Below are 15,849 nucleotides of genomic sequence, written 5' to 3' on the forward strand. Positions count from 1 at the left end.
CGGGCCCGGTCAGGACTCATTCGCGAACCGCTCGGGCGAGTCTGGTGAGTTCCAGGGCGCGGCGGGCACGGGTGAGGACATGGGCTCGGGAGCTGGCGAGGTGGGCGAGCAGGGTGCGCAGGGCGGCGTCGAGTTCGTCCGAGAGCAGGTGTTCGGCGATGGCGATGTGGTCGTCGGCCATGGCGGCGATGCGGCTCGGTGTGGGGATGTCCAGGGCGCGCACGGGGCGGACGCGGGCCTGGACCGCCGAGAGCGCGTCGGCCAGTGCGGCATTACCCGCCGCGTGCAGCAGGACCGTGTGGAAACGCTCGTCCGCGGCGATGAGATCGGCGTCGGGTTCGGGCGGCTGGTCGCGCAGGTCACGCCAGAATTCGAGTTCCCGCCGGACCGCGGCCGAGTCGAGTCGCATGCCGCTGAGGGATGGGGGCGTGGCGGTGATGGATGGGGATGCGGTGGCCGATACGGCGGTGGGGGCGGGCGTGATCGGTTCACCGGGGCCGGCCGCCGCGGCGTGCGGGGTGCCGGGAAAGCCGGTCGTCGTGGTTTGCAGCCGCTGAATTCCCCTGGCTTCCAGCACGATTCGGAGTTCGTAGAGATCGCCCAGGTCGTCTACGCGGGGGCGGTACGGGTACAGGCCGTCGGGGTGGCGTTCCAGCAGACCGTCGGACAGCAGCCGGGCCAGCGCCTCCCGGACGGGGGTCCGGGAGACGCCGTACGCCTCGGCGAGTCGTTCCTCGCCGAGCCGCTCGGTCGGCACCAGCACCCCGGCCGCGAGATCCTGTTGGAGCGCGCGGTAGACCCGCTCCGACAACGGAATGCGCCCCCTGCGCGCGTTCACGCCGCTGTCCGATCAGATCGCCATGGCCAGGCGCACCGCGGATTCCGCGCCCGCACCGCCCTCCCCGGAGGACGTGACGCGGCCCGAGCGCAGCACGTAGAACTGCTGCGCGGCTTGCAGCGCGAAACCGATGTGCTGTTCCACCAGTAGCACGCTCAGACCGCCGCGGGCGGTGAGATCGATGATGGTGCGCTCGATCTCGGCGACCACCGACGGCTGGATGCCCTCGGTCGGCTCGTCCAGGATCAGCAGCTTCGGTTCGGTGATGAGGGCGCGGGCGATGGCCAGTTGCTGGCGCTGACCGCCGGAGAGCAGGCCGGCCTTACGGGTCAACAGTTCCCGCAGCGCCGGGAACAGGTCCAGGGCTTCGGCGATGAGTTCCTTGCCCTTGGCCCGGCCGTCGGCCACCACCTGCAGGTTCTCCATTGTGGACAACTGTGGAAAACTCTGCTGCCCCTGCGGCACGTAGGCGATGCCGCGCTTGACCCGCCGCGACGGCGACATCTTGGTGATGTCCTCGCCACCGAAGCGGATCTTCCCGGACTTGGCGGGCAGCAGGCCGACCGCCGCGCGCAGCAGCGAGGTCTTGCCGGCCCCGTTGTGGCCCATGATGGCGGCCACGCCATTGTCCGGAACCGTCAGGGACACACCGTGAATCACTTCGGTCCGGCCGTAGCCGGTGTGTAGGTCAACGAGTTCCAGCATTCGTGGCCTCCTTCGCCTCGTCCGATTCCTGCTCCGCGCCGGCGGCGGTGTGCTCCTGGGCGGCGGTGTGTTCCGCGGCCTCGGCGGGCGGCAGCTCACCGGCCGCGGCGGTGCCGAGGTAGACCTCCTGCACCTTCGGATCGGCCTGCACCTGCTCCACCGTGCCCTCGCTGAGCACCCGGCCGCCCGCGAGCACGGTCACCGAACTGGCGAACGCGCGCATGAAGTCCATGTCGTGCTCGACCACGATGACCACCCGCTCACCGCCGATGCGGCGCAACAGATTTCCGGTCTCCTCGCGTTCCTCGGCGCTCATGCCCGCCACCGGTTCGTCCAGTAGCAGCACCGACGCGTTCTGCACCAGCAGCATGCCGATCTCGAGCCACTGCTTCTGGCCGTGCGCGAGCACGCCGGCGGGCTTGTCGCGCAGCGCGGTGAGCCCGGTCGTCTCCAGCGCCTGCTCGATGGCGGGCAGCACCGACTTGCGCCGGCGCAGCATGGTGAGCGCCGACCGTCCCGCGCCCGCCGCGATATCGAGGTTCTGCAGCACGGTGAGCTGTTCGAACACGCTCGCGGTCTGGAAGGTGCGGCCGACGCCCAGGCGCGCGATCTGATGCACCTTGCGGCCGATGAGCTCGGCGCCGGTCTTCTGCGCCGAACCGGTCGCGGGGACCAGTCCGGTGATGGCGTCGATGAGGGTGGTCTTGCCCGCGCCGTTGGGTCCGATGAGGAACCGCAGGTCGCCCTGCAGGACGGTGAGGTCCACGTCGGAGACGGCTTTGAAGCCGTCGAAACTGACCGAGAGGCCGCGGATTTCGAGGTATTCGCTGTCCATGCCGGCGTTGCCGCCGGGCTTCGGTGCGGGTGTGGTCATCGGGCTTCCACCTTCTGCTCGGCGGCGGGCTCGGCTTCGGCATGCGGCTCGGTGTCGGCCGCGGTGTCGGCGGCGGGTGCGGGTTCGGCGGGCGCCGGGGCGGTGTCGGCGGCCCCGGCAGGTCGCCACCGCTCCAGCAGCTGCTTGGCCATCGGCCCGAATCCGGCCAGCCCGGCCGGGATGAAACCGACCACCACGATGAACAGCGCGCCCTGGAAGTAGGTCCACGCCGAAGGGAAGTTCTCGGAGAACGTGGTCTGCGCCCAGGCCACGCCGATCGCGCCCAGCACCGGACCGAGCAGGGTGGTGCGGCCGCCGATGGCGACGCCGATCAGGAACGCGATGGACGGGACCACACCGATGTCGGCGGGGGAGATGATCCCGACGATCGGGGTGAACAGCGCGCCCGCGATACCCGCGAAGAACGCGGCCACCACATAGGCGATGATCTTGATATTGGCCGGGTCGTAGCCGAGGAATCGAACCCGCTCCTCCTGATCACGCACGGCGACGAGGAGTTCGCCGTACCGGCTGTGCATCAGCTGCCGCGCCACCGCCACCACCGCGAGCAGCGTGGCCGCCGCGATGAAGAACAGCATGCGCCGGTTCACCGGATCGTCGAGGCGGAAGCCGAAGAACGAGCGGAAGTCGCTCAAACCGGTGAACCCGCCGATGGTCTGCTGCCCGGTGAGCAGGATCGCCAGCGCCGCCGCCAGCGCCTGGCTCAGGATCGCGAAGTAGGCGCCCTTGACCCGGCGCTTGAAGACGCCGAAGCCGAGCACCGCCGCCAGCGCGGCCGGCAGCACCGCGATGGCCAGGATCGCCACCGGAGCGGACTCGAAAGGCCGCCAGTACGACGGCAGTTCGGGCACGCCGGCGATGACCATGAACTCCGGCACGTCCTCGTGCGCCTTGGCGGCGTCGGCCATCTGCAGGTGCATGGCCATGATGTACGCGCCGAGCCCGAAGAACACGCCCTGGCCGAGGGTGAGCATGCCGCCGCGGCCCCACGCCAGGCCGATGCCGACCGCGACGATGGCGAAACACAGGAACTTGGCGAGCAGGCTCAGCCGGAAATCGCTGAGCAGCGCGGGCGCGAGCCCGAACAGCACGATGGCGGCGATAGCGAAGCCGCCCAGGGCTTTCAGCGAAGAGTTGGCGCTCAGGCGCTGGATGGTTGTCATGCCAGACTCCTCGTCCGGACGGTGAACAGACCCTGCGGGCGGACCTGCAGGAAGATCACGACCACGATGAAGACGATCACCTTCGCGACCGTCGCCGTGGTCGAGTACTCGATGAACGAGTTCAGCAGCCCCATACCGAAGGCCGCGATCACGGTGCCCTTGATCTGTCCCAGGCCGCCGATCACGACCACCAGGAACGCGTCCACCAGATACGACTGCCCGATGGTGGGGCTGGTGGAGCCGATCAGGGTCAGGGCGACACCGGCCACGGCAGCCAGTCCCGACCCGATGAAGAAGGTGCTGACGTCGGTGAGACGTGAAGAGACGCCGGAGGTTTCGGCCAGACTGCGGTTCTGCACCACCGCCCGGATGCGCCGGCCCAGCGGGGTCGTCTTGAGCGCGGTGGCCAGCGCGATCACCGCCACCACGGCCAGCACCATGATGAAGATGCGGGTCTTGGGCACCACGGTGCCCGCGATCCCGATGCCGCCGGTCAGCCATTCGGGCGCGACCACGTTCTTGGCGGGGGCGCCGAAGATGTCGCGCACCGCCTGCTGCAGCACCAGCCCGACACCGAAGGTGACCAGCAGGGTGTCCAGCGGGCGGTCGTACATCCAGCGGATGAGCCCCATTTCCAGGGCGGCGCCCAGCAGACCGCCGACCAGGAAACCGGCGAACAATGACACGATCAGCGCCACACCGGTCGCCGAGACCAGTTGCTCCACAACATAAGTGGTGTAGCAACCGGCCATGATGAATTCGCCGTGCGCCATATTGATGACGCCCATCTGACCGAAGGTCAGTGACAGGCCCAGCGCGGCGAGCAGCAGGATCGAGCCCAGGCTCAGACCCGTGAACAGCTGTCCGACAGCGACGTCCATGTGAGATACCTCGTGAGTTCTATTGGTGGAGAACGCCGTACGGCTGGTGCGGCGCGCGGGGTGGCGCACCGCACCAGCCGCCCCTCATCGGCGGCCGCCGGGAGTTACTTGAGGCCCTTGGCCCAGTCGTAGTTCTTCAGGTACGGGTCCGGCGCGATGGCCTTGCCCGAGTCCCACACGGTGTAGATGAGTCCGTCGGGGCGGATCTCGCCGATGCGGGCGGTCTTGGTGATGTGGTGGTTGGACCCGTCGATGGTGACGGTGCCCTCCGGGGCGTCGAAGCTGACGCCGTCGGCGGCCTTCTGAATGTCGGCCACCGCGAACGACTTCGCCTTCTCCACGGTGTTCTTCCACAGGAAGACCGAGGTGTAGGCGGCCTCCATCGGGTCGGAGGTGGGCTTGGCGGCGCCGAAGGCGGCCTTGTACGCGGAGACGAACGCCTTGTTCTGCGGGGTGTCGACGGTCTGGTAGTAGTTCCAGGCGGTCAGCTGGCCCGCGACGTTCTGCACGCCGACGCCGCCGACCTCTTCCTCGGCGATGGACACCGAGACCACCGGCATCTCGGCGGCTTTCAGGCCCGCGTTCGCGTACTCGCGGAAGAAGGCCACATTGGAGTCGCCGTTGAGGGTGTTGAACACCGCGCCCGCCTTGGCGCTGCGCACCTTGTTGACGATTGTGGAGAAATCGGTGGAGCCCAGCGGCGCGTAGTCCTCGCCCTTGATCTCGATGCCGTTGGCCTTGGCGTAGGCCTTGATCTCCCGGTTGGCGGTCTGCGGGAAGACGTAGTCCGAACCCACCAGGTAGAGGGAGGTGACGCCCTTCTGCTTCAGGTAGTCCAGCGCGGGGATGATCTGCTGGTTGGTGGTGGCGCCGGTGTAGAAGATGTTCTTCGAGTCCTCGAGGCCCTCGTACTGAACCGGGTAGTACAGCAGCGAGTTCAGCGATTCGAACTTGGGCTTCATGGCCTTGCGGGACGCGGAGGTCCAGCCGCCGAACACCGCGGCGACACAGTCGGAGCTGACCAGCTTCTCGGCCTTCTCGGCGAAGGTCTTCGGGTCCGACGCACCGTCCTCGAGCACCACCTCGACCTTCTTGCCGAGCACCCCGCCCGCCGCGTTGATCTGATCCACCGCCAGCTTGGTGGCATTGGCGACGGTGACCTCACTGATCGCCATGGTGCCGGTCAGCGAGTGCAGCGAACCGATCTTGATGGTGTCCTTCGAGGTGTCCACGCAGGACTTGGCATTGGATCCGGACGCGGTGTCGCTGTCGCGCGACCCGCAACCGGCGACCATGACGGCGGACAGCGCCAGCGCGGTCGGAATGGTGATCGCCTTCATCAGGCGGGAAGCCCTGTCCCGGCGGGAAGAGTCGTGCATCGGCGCATCCTTCGGTTCGCTTACGTATACAGCGGCTGTATTCGTGGAACGAAAGGTAAACGGGAGTTGTTGCGCCGGAATGACTCTCGATGAATGTCGGATTTCCTGTGTTGCCCGCTGATGAATTTCTGCTCACCGCAGTAGCTTTGCGATCGTGCGACGGCGGCATCGTTGCAGGTCAACAGGTACGAAACAGGCGAAAGCCGGTACCAGCGGAAGCTGGCACCGGCTCGAAAGCGATGGTGAGGTGGGGTTTACGGCTCGCAGCGGTCAGTAGCAGTACACCAGGTTGGTGTTCCGGTTGACGGAGTAGCACGGCCTGGTGCTGCTCGGCGTCCCGGAGCCGCTGATCCCGCCGATCATCGCGCCGAGCAGGATCCCGGCGGGTATCGCCATGAACCCGAAACCGAGGCTGATGACGGTGACCACGAGACCGAAGATGCCCCCGATGAGCGCGCCGGTCGCCGCGTTGGCGCTGCCGGTTTGGGCGGTGCCCTCCGCGACGGCGGTGGCGGTCGGGTGTGCGACCAGTGCGGCGCCGTCGTCAGCGATGCTGGGGTTCAGCGAGAGCACCTGATCGGTGCCGTCGATGGTCACCGAGAGCGGCATCGTGGAAGTGACGATGCCGTTTCCGTCGAGGATGTTCACCGCGGTGTCGGTGAGCTGGAACGTGCCCCCGGTCAGGGTGGTGGTGACGGTCTTGTCCGCATCCGAGCGAACAATGGAGAAGCCCACGTCGTTCGCGTCCTGCGCGGCATGCTGGACGGAATGCACCGTGGCCGGATCGAAGGTCGGCGCGCCGTAGGACGTGCCCCCCGTAATCGCCAGCGCGGCAATGGTGAGACCGGCCGTCGCGATAACCTGCTTGATATTCACGTCATCATGTTCGTACGGAATTCCGCGGGCGTTGCCCGCCCGGATGGGTCATCGAATCCGTCACTGAATGATGTACGGGGAGATGGAACTTCGGTGTTCGCTGATGTCCAGGGATTTGCCGAGGGGTGGGAAGGCGCGTTGGGGGCAGTTGGAGCGTTCGCATACCCGGCAGCCGGCGCCGATCGGAGTTGCCTTGGGCTCGTTGAGGTCCAGGCCGTCGGCGTAGACGGTGCGGCCGGCGTGGCGGAGTTCGCAGCCAAGGCCGATAGCGAAGGTTTTGCCGGGTTCGCCGTAGCGGGTGGCGCGGCGTTCCACGGTGCGGGCCACCCACAGGTATTTGCGGCCGTCGGGCATCTGGGCGATCTGGGTCATGATCTTCGCGGGGTAGGCGAAGGTCTCGTAGACATTCCACAGGGGGCAGGTGCCGCCGCTGGAGGAGAAGTGGAAACCGGTCGCGGACTGGCGTTTCGACATATTGCCGGCGCGGTCCACGCGGACGAAGGAGAACGGGACGCCGCGCAGTTTGGGGCGCTGCAGGGTGGACAGGCGGTGGCAGATGGTCTCGTAGCTCTGCGTGAAGAAGGCCGACAGGCGTTCGATGTCGTAGCGGAAGTCCTCGGCCACCTCGTGGAAATGGGTGTACGGCAGGACGGTCGCGGCCGCGAAATAGTTGGCCAGGCCCAATTTCGCCAGCACGATCGACTCCTCGCTGGAGAAATTGCCCTCGGCCACCAGCTTTTCGATGAGGTCGCCGCATTCCAGATACGCGAGTTCGGCGGCGAGTTTGAAGACGCGTTGACCACCGGAGAGGTGGGGGGCGATTTCGAGGCGGCGGGCGACGGGGTCGAAGCGGTGCAGGACGCCGTCGCCGAGGTCGATGCGTTCGACGATCTGGACACCGTGGGCGTCGGAGAGGCGGCGCGGGATCTCACGTTTCAGGTCGCCGCCGTGGAAACGCATGCGATGCGTGAGTTCCTCGGCGGCGGTGTCCAATTCGTGAATGTAGTTCTGGCGCTGATAGAAGTAGTCGCGGACTTCCTCGTGCGGTTTCGAGATGGCGGCCGAACCGCTGCCGTCGGCGAACCGGTCCTCGGTGGCCGCGGCCAGCTGGGCGGTGGTGTTCCGATAGCGGCGGTGCATGTTCACCATCGCGCGCGCCAAACCCGGATGCGCGGACACCATTTCGGCGATCTCCTGCGCGTCGGCCTCCACCCCGAGTTCCTGATCCATCACGACCTCCTGGAGTTCGGCGATGAGCCGGGTGTCGTCCTGGGAGGAGAAGAAGCCGGCGTCGACGCCGAAGACTTCGCTGATGCGCAGCAATACCGGTACGGTGAGCGGGCGCACGTCGTGTTCGATCTGATTGAGATAGCTAGCCGAGATCTCGAGCTTCTTGGCCAGCGAGACCTGACTCAAACCGCGCTCGGTGCGCAGCTGCCGCAGCCGCGCTCCGACGTAAGTCTTGGCCATGCGCCCAGTTTATTGGCGAATTCACATCCCTGCCAATCGCAGGATTAACAGACCCGCTGAGCAATGCATCACACCGATGTCGGTGGCCCGGGATACCGTCGGGAAATGCTCTTGTCCGAAGTGGTCGAAGCATCAGCCGCCGTACGGGCGACATCGTCGCGCAAGAACAAGATCAATATCTTCGCCGAGCTGCTGAAACGGGCCGAGGCGGGGGAGTTGGCACAGGTCGTGGCGTGGCTGTCCGGCGAGCTGACCCAAGGTCGGATCGGCACCGGATGGCGAACGCTGACCGGGCTCGAGGTGGAGTCCGGGACCGTCCCCACCCTGGCCGTGGACACCGTGGACAACTTCTTCGAGCAGCTTTCCGGGGTGAGCGGCTCCGGGTCGGCCGCCCGGCGGCAGGAGCTGCTGGCCACCCTGTTCGGGGCCGCCACCCGCGACGAGCACGACTTCCTGATCCGCCTGCTCACCGGGGAGATGCGGCAGGGGGCGCTGACCGCCATCGTCGCCGAAGCCGTGGCCGTCGCCTTCGATGTGCCGATCGCCGCGGTGCGGCGGGCGCACATGCTGTCCGGGCAGCTGCCGGTCACCGCGGTCGCGGCCCGCACCGGCGGGGCGGCGGCCCTGGAGGCGTTCCGGCTCCAGGTGGGGCGGGCCATCCAGCCCATGCTGGCCTCGCCCGGCGCCAGCCTCGAGGAGGCGGTGGCCGAATTCGACGGGCAGGTCAGCGTCGAGCACAAGATGGACGGCGCGCGCATCCAGGTGCACCGCGACGGCGACCAGGTGTGGGTATTCACCCGGACCCTGCGCGAGATCACCGCGAGCGTTCCCGAATTGGTGGAACTGGTGCGGAAATTGGACTGCACCAGTGTCGTGCTCGACGGAGAAACCCTGGCGCTCAACGATTCCGGGCGGCCGCGGCCGTTCCAGGAGACCATGAGCCGCTTCGGTGCGACCGTCGCGCAGGAACTGCTGCTGCACCCGTATTTCTTCGACTGCCTGCATCTGAACGGGGAGGATCTGCTCGACGCGCCGTTGCGGGATCGCCGCCGGGCGCTCACCGAGGTGGCCGGGGGTCTCGGCATCCCGGCGCTCATCGCCCCCGATCCCGAACGCGCCGCCGAGTATTTCGACGGTGCGCTCGCCGCGGGGCACGAAGGCATCATGATCAAATCCCTCGACGCGCCGTATGCGGCGGGCCGTCGCGGGCGGGCCTGGCAGAAGATCAAGCCCACCCACACTCTCGACCTGATCGTGCTGGGCGCGGAATGGGGCTACGGCCGCCGCACCGGTTATCTGTCGAATCTCCATCTGGGCGCGCGGGATCCGCGGGGCGGGCCGCCGATCATGGTCGGCAAGACGTTCAAGGGCCTCACCGATGCCCTGCTGCAATGGCAGACCAGTGAATTCCCCCGTCACGAACGCGATCGCGACGCGAATACGGTCTATCTCCATCCGGAACTGGTGGTCGAGATCGCGTTGGACGGAGTGCAGACCAGCCCCCGCTATTCCGGCGGAGTCGCCCTCCGCTTCGCCCGGGTCGTTCGTTATCGCCCCGACAAGGACCCCCACCAGGCCGACACCATCGACACCATTCGGGCCCTGCTACCCGGGGCGAAATAGCTGGTTTTCCCCGAGGATCCCGAGCGCCGGTCCTCTCACAGGGGATTCACAGCTGAAACCTGGGTCGCTCCGAGATTCGTATCGCACGATTCGATGGTCGAGCTTCGGCGGACGGTTGTCAGGTGACGGGTCGTCGCAGGAACTGCCACCGCATCTCCCACGCGGAATTCCCTGCACGCCCCGTGCCATCCGCCGGCTCGACGGTGGATTGCGCATGGTCCACCTGTGTGGCCGGTGGTGCCCCGCCCCCTCGCCGGGCACCGCCGGCCGCGGTCATCTCTCGCGGCGGTCAGGATTCGTAGTCGTGGGTGCCGGTGAGGTTCGGCAGCCGGCGGCGGCCCGCCGCGAGTTCGCCCGCGAGATCCTCATAGGCGATGGCCAATTCGGTGAGCCGCTGGGCGGCGTCCAGCATGGCGGCGTCGGGCGACATGGCGAGGGACAGGTAGGCCAGCGCGGAGAACTGGGCCAGCCGGTCCACCACGGTGCCGACGGTCTCGGTGTGCAGGTGCGCGTCGCGGGCGGCCTTGGGCATCTCGGCCGCCACCCAACAGTCGATGTCGTGCACCAGCCGGGCCCGGTCGTGGTCGATGCGGTTGGTGCCATCGGCGGAGGTGAGCCGCCGCTCGTGCAGGTCCGCGAGTAATCCGGCGCAGCGCAGTACCGGATGATCGTCGGGGGGCAGGCCGCGACAGGCCTGCAGCAGGAGGTGTTTCGGCGGGAGCGAATGCACGGCCGACATCCTGCCCCTCGAATGTCTCCGAACGGCAACGACATTCGGTGCCACATTGCCGTCCAGGGGTTGCATCCGGTGCCGTGACGTGCCGTGATGGTGAGGTGATCGTCACCGTGACCATGAACCCCGCCTACGACATGACCTACCGGGTGGAGCATTTCGAGCGTGGTCGCGCGCATCGGGTGCATTCGGTGGACCAGCGGCTGGGCGGGCGTGGCATCAATGTCACGCGGGTGCTCAACCAGCTCGGCAAGTACGCCCGCGCCACCGGGTTCTCGGATCACTCCTTCGCGGCCGCGGCGGAACTCGAGATGCCGGTGGACTTCGTGCACGCGCTGCCGTGGGTGCGGCGGACCGTGGTGATCAGCGAGTCCGATGACGGCACCGCGACCGCGCTGTGGGAGCCGGGGCCGCGGATCACCGAGCCGCGCGCGGTGGATCAGTTGCGGGTGCGGGTGGCGGGGCTGCTGTCGGACATGAGCGGGCTGGTCATCTCCGGGTCGCTGCCGGGCGGGGTGAGCGCGGGGCTGCCCGCCGAGCTGGCCCGCACCGCCATCGCCCGGGGCGTGCCGACGGTCTGCGATTGTGACGGTCAGACACTGGAATTGGCGGCGCGGGTGCCGGGTATCGTGCTCACCCCCAATGTCGAGGAGCTGGAACGGCTGACCGGCCGCCCGGCGGCCACCGTTCCGGAGATCCTGGCGGCCGTGGATCCACTGATCGCGGACGGTGTGGGCGCGGTGGTGGTGACCCGCGGCGGCGACGGCATGGTGGCGGTGACCCCGACCAGGGCCTGGACGGCCGCGCTGCCGAAGCCGCTGGCGGGCAACCCCACCGGGGCGGGGGACGCGGCGGTGGCGGCCATCATCGCGGCGTTGGCCGCCGAGGCCGCCGCCGATTGGCCGGTACTGCTCGCCGACGCGGTCGCCACCTCCGCCGCGGCGGTGGTGATCCCGGTCGCGGGCGAGATCGACCGGGTGCTGCGGGACCGCCTGCTGCCCACCGTGCGGGTGCGGGAACTGGAGACGGTCGCGGTCCGGTCGTAGACCGCACCGGCACGGGCTGTCGACTCCGAGCGCCCGGCCGTAGTCCGCGCCGGGGCCGAGAACCGACAGACCGCGACGTGCCGACCGTGGGCCGCGAGGAGCACACAGGGAGAAACAGACCCGGCGGCGTGGTGGCCCGATCGGGCGATGACTCGGGGTTACGTTGGGGGAGTGTCGGACCTGGAGACTCAACCCGATCGAGGGTCGGGTGTCGGGAATGGATATCGCATGCCGCGGATGGTGCGCGCGGCGCAGGTGCTCGCCGTGGGTATGGGCGTGCTGGGCGTGATGTGCGTGGCGGCCTCGGGCTGGTTGATGGGTTCGAAGGCGGCCATCGTGACCGGGGTGCCGTTCGTCCCGGCGCTGCTGCTCGGGCTGGTGGGGTTGACCTTCCATTCCGAGGGCCAGGCGATCCGGGTCGGCGCGATTCTGGTGGCGGTCCTGAACATGTTCTGGACGGTGCCGTCGATCCTGGACGGTCGGCCGCCGGGTCCGCTGGGTCCGCTGGTGTCGTTGGCGGTGATCGTGCTGCTGTTTCGCCGCGAGGCGCGGGACTGGTTCGAGCCGTCGAGCTTCTGGTGAGCGATCCGGCCGCACCGTAACAAGTCGGTCATCTCGTCCGTTCATTCGCAATCCGCCCGCAATTGCGGGCACCTACCGTGGCCCTATGAGTTCGGAAGTGGCCGCGGGGACGGGCATTCACATCAGCGGGCTGAGCAAGACCTTCCGGTCCGGACGGCGGACGGTGGCCGCCCTGGACGCGGTGGATCTGCACACCGAACAGGGCGCGTTCCTGTCATTGCTGGGGCCCTCGGGCTGCGGCAAGTCGACGATCCTGCGGATTCTCGCGGATCTGGAGTCGCCGTCGGCGGGGACGGCGCGGATCAACGGCGAGACCCCGGCCGAGCTGCGGCGGCGGCATCAATTCGGGATCGCGTTCCAGGATTCGGCGCTGTTGCCGTGGCGCAGTGTGGAATCCAATATCAAGCTGCCGTTGCAGGTGGCGGGCCTGCCGGTGGACCGGGAGCTGATCGCGGACCTGATCGCGCTGGTCGGGCTGGAGGGCTTCGAGAAGAGCAAGCCCGCGCAGCTGTCCGGCGGTATGCGGCAACGGGTTTCGATCGCTCGCGCTCTGGTGGTGAAGCCGACCATCCTGCTGCTCGACGAACCGTTCGGCGCGCTCGACGACATGACCCGGCAGCGGCTGAACCTGGAACTGCTGCGCATCTGGACCGAGAAGCCCGCCACCACCCTGATGGTCACGCACGGCATCGCCGAGGCCGTCTTCCTCTCCGACGTGGTGGCGGTGATGAGTCCGCGGCCGGGCCGGGTGGTGGAGATCGTCGAGATCGACCTGCCGCGGCCGCGCACCCCGGAGATGATGCGGACCCCCGAATTCCACAAGCTGCACGACTATCTGTCGGAGCTGCTGTTCGGGCGCAGCGGGCACGGAGGGGTGGCGACGGAATGAACCGCCTGTCCCGAATCGGCGGCGCGGCGGGCATTCTCGCGCTGCTCCTGCTGTGGACCCTGCTGGCCGAGCTGCGCGTCGCGGGCGGCACGGTGCCCAGCCCGTGGAGGGTGCTACACACCATGTACGCCGACGGCTGGGCGCTCTACGGGCCGAACTTCCGGATCACCGCGTGGGGCGCGCTGCAGGGCTTCGCGTGGGGGAACGGGCTGGCCATCGCGCTGGCGGTGCTGGTGGTGCTGATCCCGCCGATCGAAATGCTGGTCACCCAGCTGGCCATCCTCAGCTACTGCACGCCGCTGCTGGCGCTGGGGCCGATCATCCTGGTGGTGTTCGGCGGCCGCACGCCGACGGTGTTCCTGGCCGCCATGTACTGCTTCTTCACCACCATGGTCGGGACGGTGTCGGGGCTGCGTTCGGCCGATCCCACCGGACTGGACCTGGTGCGCGCCTATGGTGGCGGACGCTGGCAGCGACTGTGGCGGGTGCAGCTGGTCGCGGCGCTGCCGAACACCTTGGCGGCCTTGAAGATCGCCGCGCCGTCCGCGGTGCTGGGCGCGATCATCGGCGAGTACCTGGGCGGCGTGGACAGCGGTATCGGGGTGGCGCTGACCGCCGCGCAGACCGCCTACAACGTGCCGCGCACCTGGGGCATGGCGCTGGCCGCGGCCGCGCTGGCCGGGCTCGGCTACGCGATCGTGGCGCTGGTGGCCCGGATCGCGGTGCCGTGGACTCGGGCGGAGGCGTGATGCGGACGGCGACCGGAGGCGTGATGAGAACCCTGAACGTGCTGCGGCCGATCGGCAGATTCCTATTGCCGCTGCTGGTTTCGCTGATCCTGCTGGTGGCGCTGTGGTACGGCTTCCTGAAGCTGTATCCGCAGGTCGGGCTGGTCGGCAAGAGTCCGGGCGAGGTGTGGCGGTACCTGGTCACCGGGCCCACCTCCGAGTCCGCCCGCAAGGTCATCTTCGGCGAACTGCGGATCACGCTGCGGGACGCGGCGATCGGGTTCGGTTCCGGGATGGGTGCGGCGCTGCTGGTGGCCGCGGTGTTCGTGGGCGTCCCGGCGGTGGCGCAGGCGTTCATGCCGGTGGCCATGCTGCTGCGGTCGGTGCCGCTGGTCGCGATCACCCCGATCATCGTGCTGGTGTTCGGCCGCGGGCTGCTGGGCGTGACCGCCATGGCGGCGATCGTGGTGTTCTTCCCGGCGCTGGTGATGATCATGACCGGCTTGCGATCCGCGCCCCGGCAGGCCACCGAACTCGTGGTCGCCTACGGGGGCTCGCATTGGACGGCCCTGCGCATGGTGGCGCTGCCCGCCGCGCTGCCGTCGGTGTTCGCGGCGGCGCGAATCTCGGTGCCGGGCGCGCTCATCGGGGCACTGCTCGGCGAATGGCTGGGTAGCGGAACAGGTTTGGGCGCGGGCCTGATCCGCGCGATTCCCACGTTCCAGTACAACCGGTTGTGGGCCTCGATCGCGCTGGTCACGGTGGTGTCGGTGGTGGCCTACGCGGTGGTCGGCGTATTGGAGAACCTGGTGCTGGCGCGGTTCTCGCCGCGCAACGGACGAGATTGAGCACACGAGTTAACGCGGCGCATACAAATACGTTGGTCAAAGCAAAAAATCGGAAATCGAAACCGCCTACATTCGCCGCATGAGTGGTTTGTTCCGGCCGGTTCCGGCCGCGCAGTTGTCCATGGGCCGTCGTTCCTTCTTCCGCTACGCCGGGCTGGCCGGTGCGGCGGTGAGCGCGGCCGGGGTGCTCGCCGCCTGCGGAAAGGACTCGTCGGGCGGCGGGAACGGCAGTGTCGCCGACGGTTCCAAGTTCGGGACCGTGGCGGTGCAGTTGTCCTGGCTGAAGAACATCGAATTCGCGGGGGAGTATTTCGCCGATTCCAAGGGCTATTACAAGGACGCCGGATTCGGTTCGGTGAATCTGATCGCGGGCGGCGCGGCCAGCACCTCGGTGGAGGCCGGGCTCGGCACCGGCAAGATCTGGATCGGCATGTCCGCGCCGCAGACCACCGCGCCCGCCATTCTGGAAGGTCTGCCCGCCAAGATCGTCGGCACCACGTATCAGAAGAACCCCTTCTGCATCGTGAGCGCCGCGAACAAGCCGATCCGCAGCCCGCAGGACATGAAGGGTCGCAAGATCGGGGTGCAGGACACCAATCAGCTCATCTTCAACGCGCTGCTCGCCGCCAACAACATGTCACCCGGCGACGTCACGGTGGTGCCCGCGCAATACGATCCGACGCCGCTGGCCAACGGCGAGGTGGACGGCTGGGTCAGCTACGCCACCAACGAGCCGATCACCCTGGCGTCCAAGGGATTCCAGAATGTCAACTTCCTGTTCGCCGACTTCGGGCTGCCGCTGGTCGCGGAGACGCTCACCGTGCACCAGAAGACCATCGACACCGAGCGCGACAAGCTCAAGGCGTTCCTGATGGCGGAGGTGAAGGGCTGGAAGGACGCCGTCGCCAATCCGAGCGAGGCGGCGCGCCTGGCCGTCGAGGTGTACGGCAAGGACCAGCGCCTGGAATTGAAGGAACAGTCACTGGAGGCGATGGCGCAGAACGATCTCGTGGTCTCCGCGAACACCAAGGCCAACGGCCTGTTCACCATGACCGACGAGCTCATCGCGCAGAACATCGCGGCGCTCGGCAAGTCGAAGATCGACATCAAGGCCGACCAGCTGTTCGACCTGTCGGTGCTGAAGGAGACGTTCGCCGAGCACCCGGAACTGAAGCAGTAGAACGGGATCGGGG

Annotated in this window: 16 protein-coding genes; 7 read left to right on the plus strand and 9 right to left on the minus strand. The window is 68.0% G+C overall.

Features of this window, described 5'->3' with window-relative positions; all coding sequences use genetic code 11:
* Positions 1-16: 16 nt before the first annotated feature.
* The 8 genes from ACFYTS_RS07600 to ramB all read right to left on the minus strand — a co-directional run bounded on the left by ACFYTS_RS07600 (position 17) and on the right by ramB (position 8,207).
* Entirely contained in the window at positions 17-838 is an 822-nt protein-coding gene (locus ACFYTS_RS07600) for a GntR family transcriptional regulator (RefSeq protein ID WP_387302141.1), read from the minus strand.
* 12 nt (positions 839-850) lie between these two features.
* Entirely contained in the window at positions 851-1,543 is a 693-nt protein-coding gene (gene urtE / locus ACFYTS_RS07605; protein ID WP_357281988.1) for an urea ABC transporter ATP-binding subunit UrtE, read from the minus strand.
* Positions 1,527-2,417, minus strand: coding sequence for an urea ABC transporter ATP-binding protein UrtD (gene urtD / locus ACFYTS_RS07610; RefSeq protein WP_387302144.1), 891 nt, complete (start codon positions 2,415-2,417; stop codon positions 1,527-1,529). Before urtD ends, urtE begins: the two co-directional genes overlap by 17 nt.
* On the minus strand, positions 2,414-3,601 hold the full coding sequence (urtC, locus tag ACFYTS_RS07615; protein WP_387302146.1) for an urea ABC transporter permease subunit UrtC: 1,188 nt from the start codon (positions 3,599-3,601) through the stop codon (positions 2,414-2,416). Before urtC ends, urtD begins: the two co-directional genes overlap by 4 nt.
* On the minus strand, positions 3,598-4,482 hold the full coding sequence (gene urtB, locus ACFYTS_RS07620; RefSeq protein ID WP_357281983.1) for an urea ABC transporter permease subunit UrtB: 885 nt from the start codon (positions 4,480-4,482) through the stop codon (positions 3,598-3,600). Before urtB ends, urtC begins: the two co-directional genes overlap by 4 nt.
* 104 nt (positions 4,483-4,586) lie before the next feature.
* The gene (urtA, locus tag ACFYTS_RS07625; RefSeq protein WP_387302834.1) at positions 4,587-5,822 is read right to left on the minus strand and encodes an urea ABC transporter substrate-binding protein; all 1,236 of its coding nucleotides are present in this window, start codon (positions 5,820-5,822) and stop codon (positions 4,587-4,589) included.
* Positions 5,823-6,131: 309 nt separating this feature from the next.
* The gene (locus ACFYTS_RS07630; RefSeq protein ID WP_387302148.1) at positions 6,132-6,737 is read right to left on the minus strand and encodes a hypothetical protein; all 606 of its coding nucleotides are present in this window, start codon (positions 6,735-6,737) and stop codon (positions 6,132-6,134) included.
* 60 nt (positions 6,738-6,797) lie between these two features.
* Positions 6,798-8,207 carry an acetate metabolism transcriptional regulator RamB gene (ramB, locus tag ACFYTS_RS07635; RefSeq protein WP_387302150.1) on the minus strand — a complete coding sequence of 470 codons (1,410 nt, stop codon included), beginning with the start codon at positions 8,205-8,207 and terminating at the stop codon, positions 6,798-6,800.
* Positions 8,208-8,312: 105 nt separating this feature from the next.
* Here ramB and ACFYTS_RS07640 point away from each other — a divergent pair, with 105 nt between their 5' ends.
* Positions 8,313-9,830: an ATP-dependent DNA ligase gene (locus ACFYTS_RS07640; protein WP_357281977.1), complete on the plus strand. Its 1,518-nt coding sequence runs from the start codon at positions 8,313-8,315 to the stop codon at positions 9,828-9,830.
* A gap of 289 nt (positions 9,831-10,119) precedes the next feature.
* Here ACFYTS_RS07640 and ACFYTS_RS07645 read toward each other — a convergent pair whose 3' ends face one another.
* Complete coding sequence (locus ACFYTS_RS07645) at positions 10,120-10,560, minus strand: DUF4254 domain-containing protein (protein ID WP_357281975.1); 441 nt, start codon at positions 10,558-10,560, stop codon at positions 10,120-10,122.
* An 83-nt stretch (positions 10,561-10,643) separates the two neighbouring features.
* Between ACFYTS_RS07645 and ACFYTS_RS07650 the strand changes: the two genes are divergently transcribed.
* From ACFYTS_RS07650 to ACFYTS_RS07675, 6 genes are all read left to right on the plus strand, one after another.
* Positions 10,644-11,609, plus strand: coding sequence for a hexose kinase (locus ACFYTS_RS07650; RefSeq protein WP_387302153.1), 966 nt, complete (start codon positions 10,644-10,646; stop codon positions 11,607-11,609).
* Positions 11,610-11,837: 228 nt separating this feature from the next.
* A complete protein-coding gene (locus ACFYTS_RS07655; RefSeq protein WP_387302155.1) occupies positions 11,838-12,191 on the plus strand; it encodes a hypothetical protein in 354 nt (117 codons plus the stop codon).
* Between the two features lie 85 nt (positions 12,192-12,276).
* On the plus strand, positions 12,277-13,080 hold the full coding sequence (locus ACFYTS_RS07660; protein ID WP_357281969.1) for an ABC transporter ATP-binding protein: 804 nt from the start codon (positions 12,277-12,279) through the stop codon (positions 13,078-13,080).
* Positions 13,077-13,829 (plus strand): ABC transporter permease, encoded by a 753-nt coding sequence (locus ACFYTS_RS07665; protein ID WP_387302157.1) that lies wholly within the window; start codon positions 13,077-13,079, stop codon positions 13,827-13,829. The genes ACFYTS_RS07660 and ACFYTS_RS07665 overlap by 4 nt, the downstream gene beginning before the upstream one ends.
* A gap of 32 nt (positions 13,830-13,861) precedes the next feature.
* The gene (locus tag ACFYTS_RS07670) at positions 13,862-14,656 is read left to right on the plus strand and encodes an ABC transporter permease (protein WP_387302837.1); all 795 of its coding nucleotides are present in this window, start codon (positions 13,862-13,864) and stop codon (positions 14,654-14,656) included.
* A gap of 79 nt (positions 14,657-14,735) precedes the next feature.
* Entirely contained in the window at positions 14,736-15,836 is a 1,101-nt protein-coding gene (locus ACFYTS_RS07675; protein ID WP_357281965.1) for an ABC transporter substrate-binding protein, read from the plus strand.
* Positions 15,837-15,849 lie beyond the last annotated feature (13 nt).

The organism is Nocardia sp. NPDC004151 (assembly GCF_042874235.1).
Taxonomy (GTDB): domain Bacteria; phylum Actinomycetota; class Actinomycetes; order Mycobacteriales; family Mycobacteriaceae; genus Nocardia.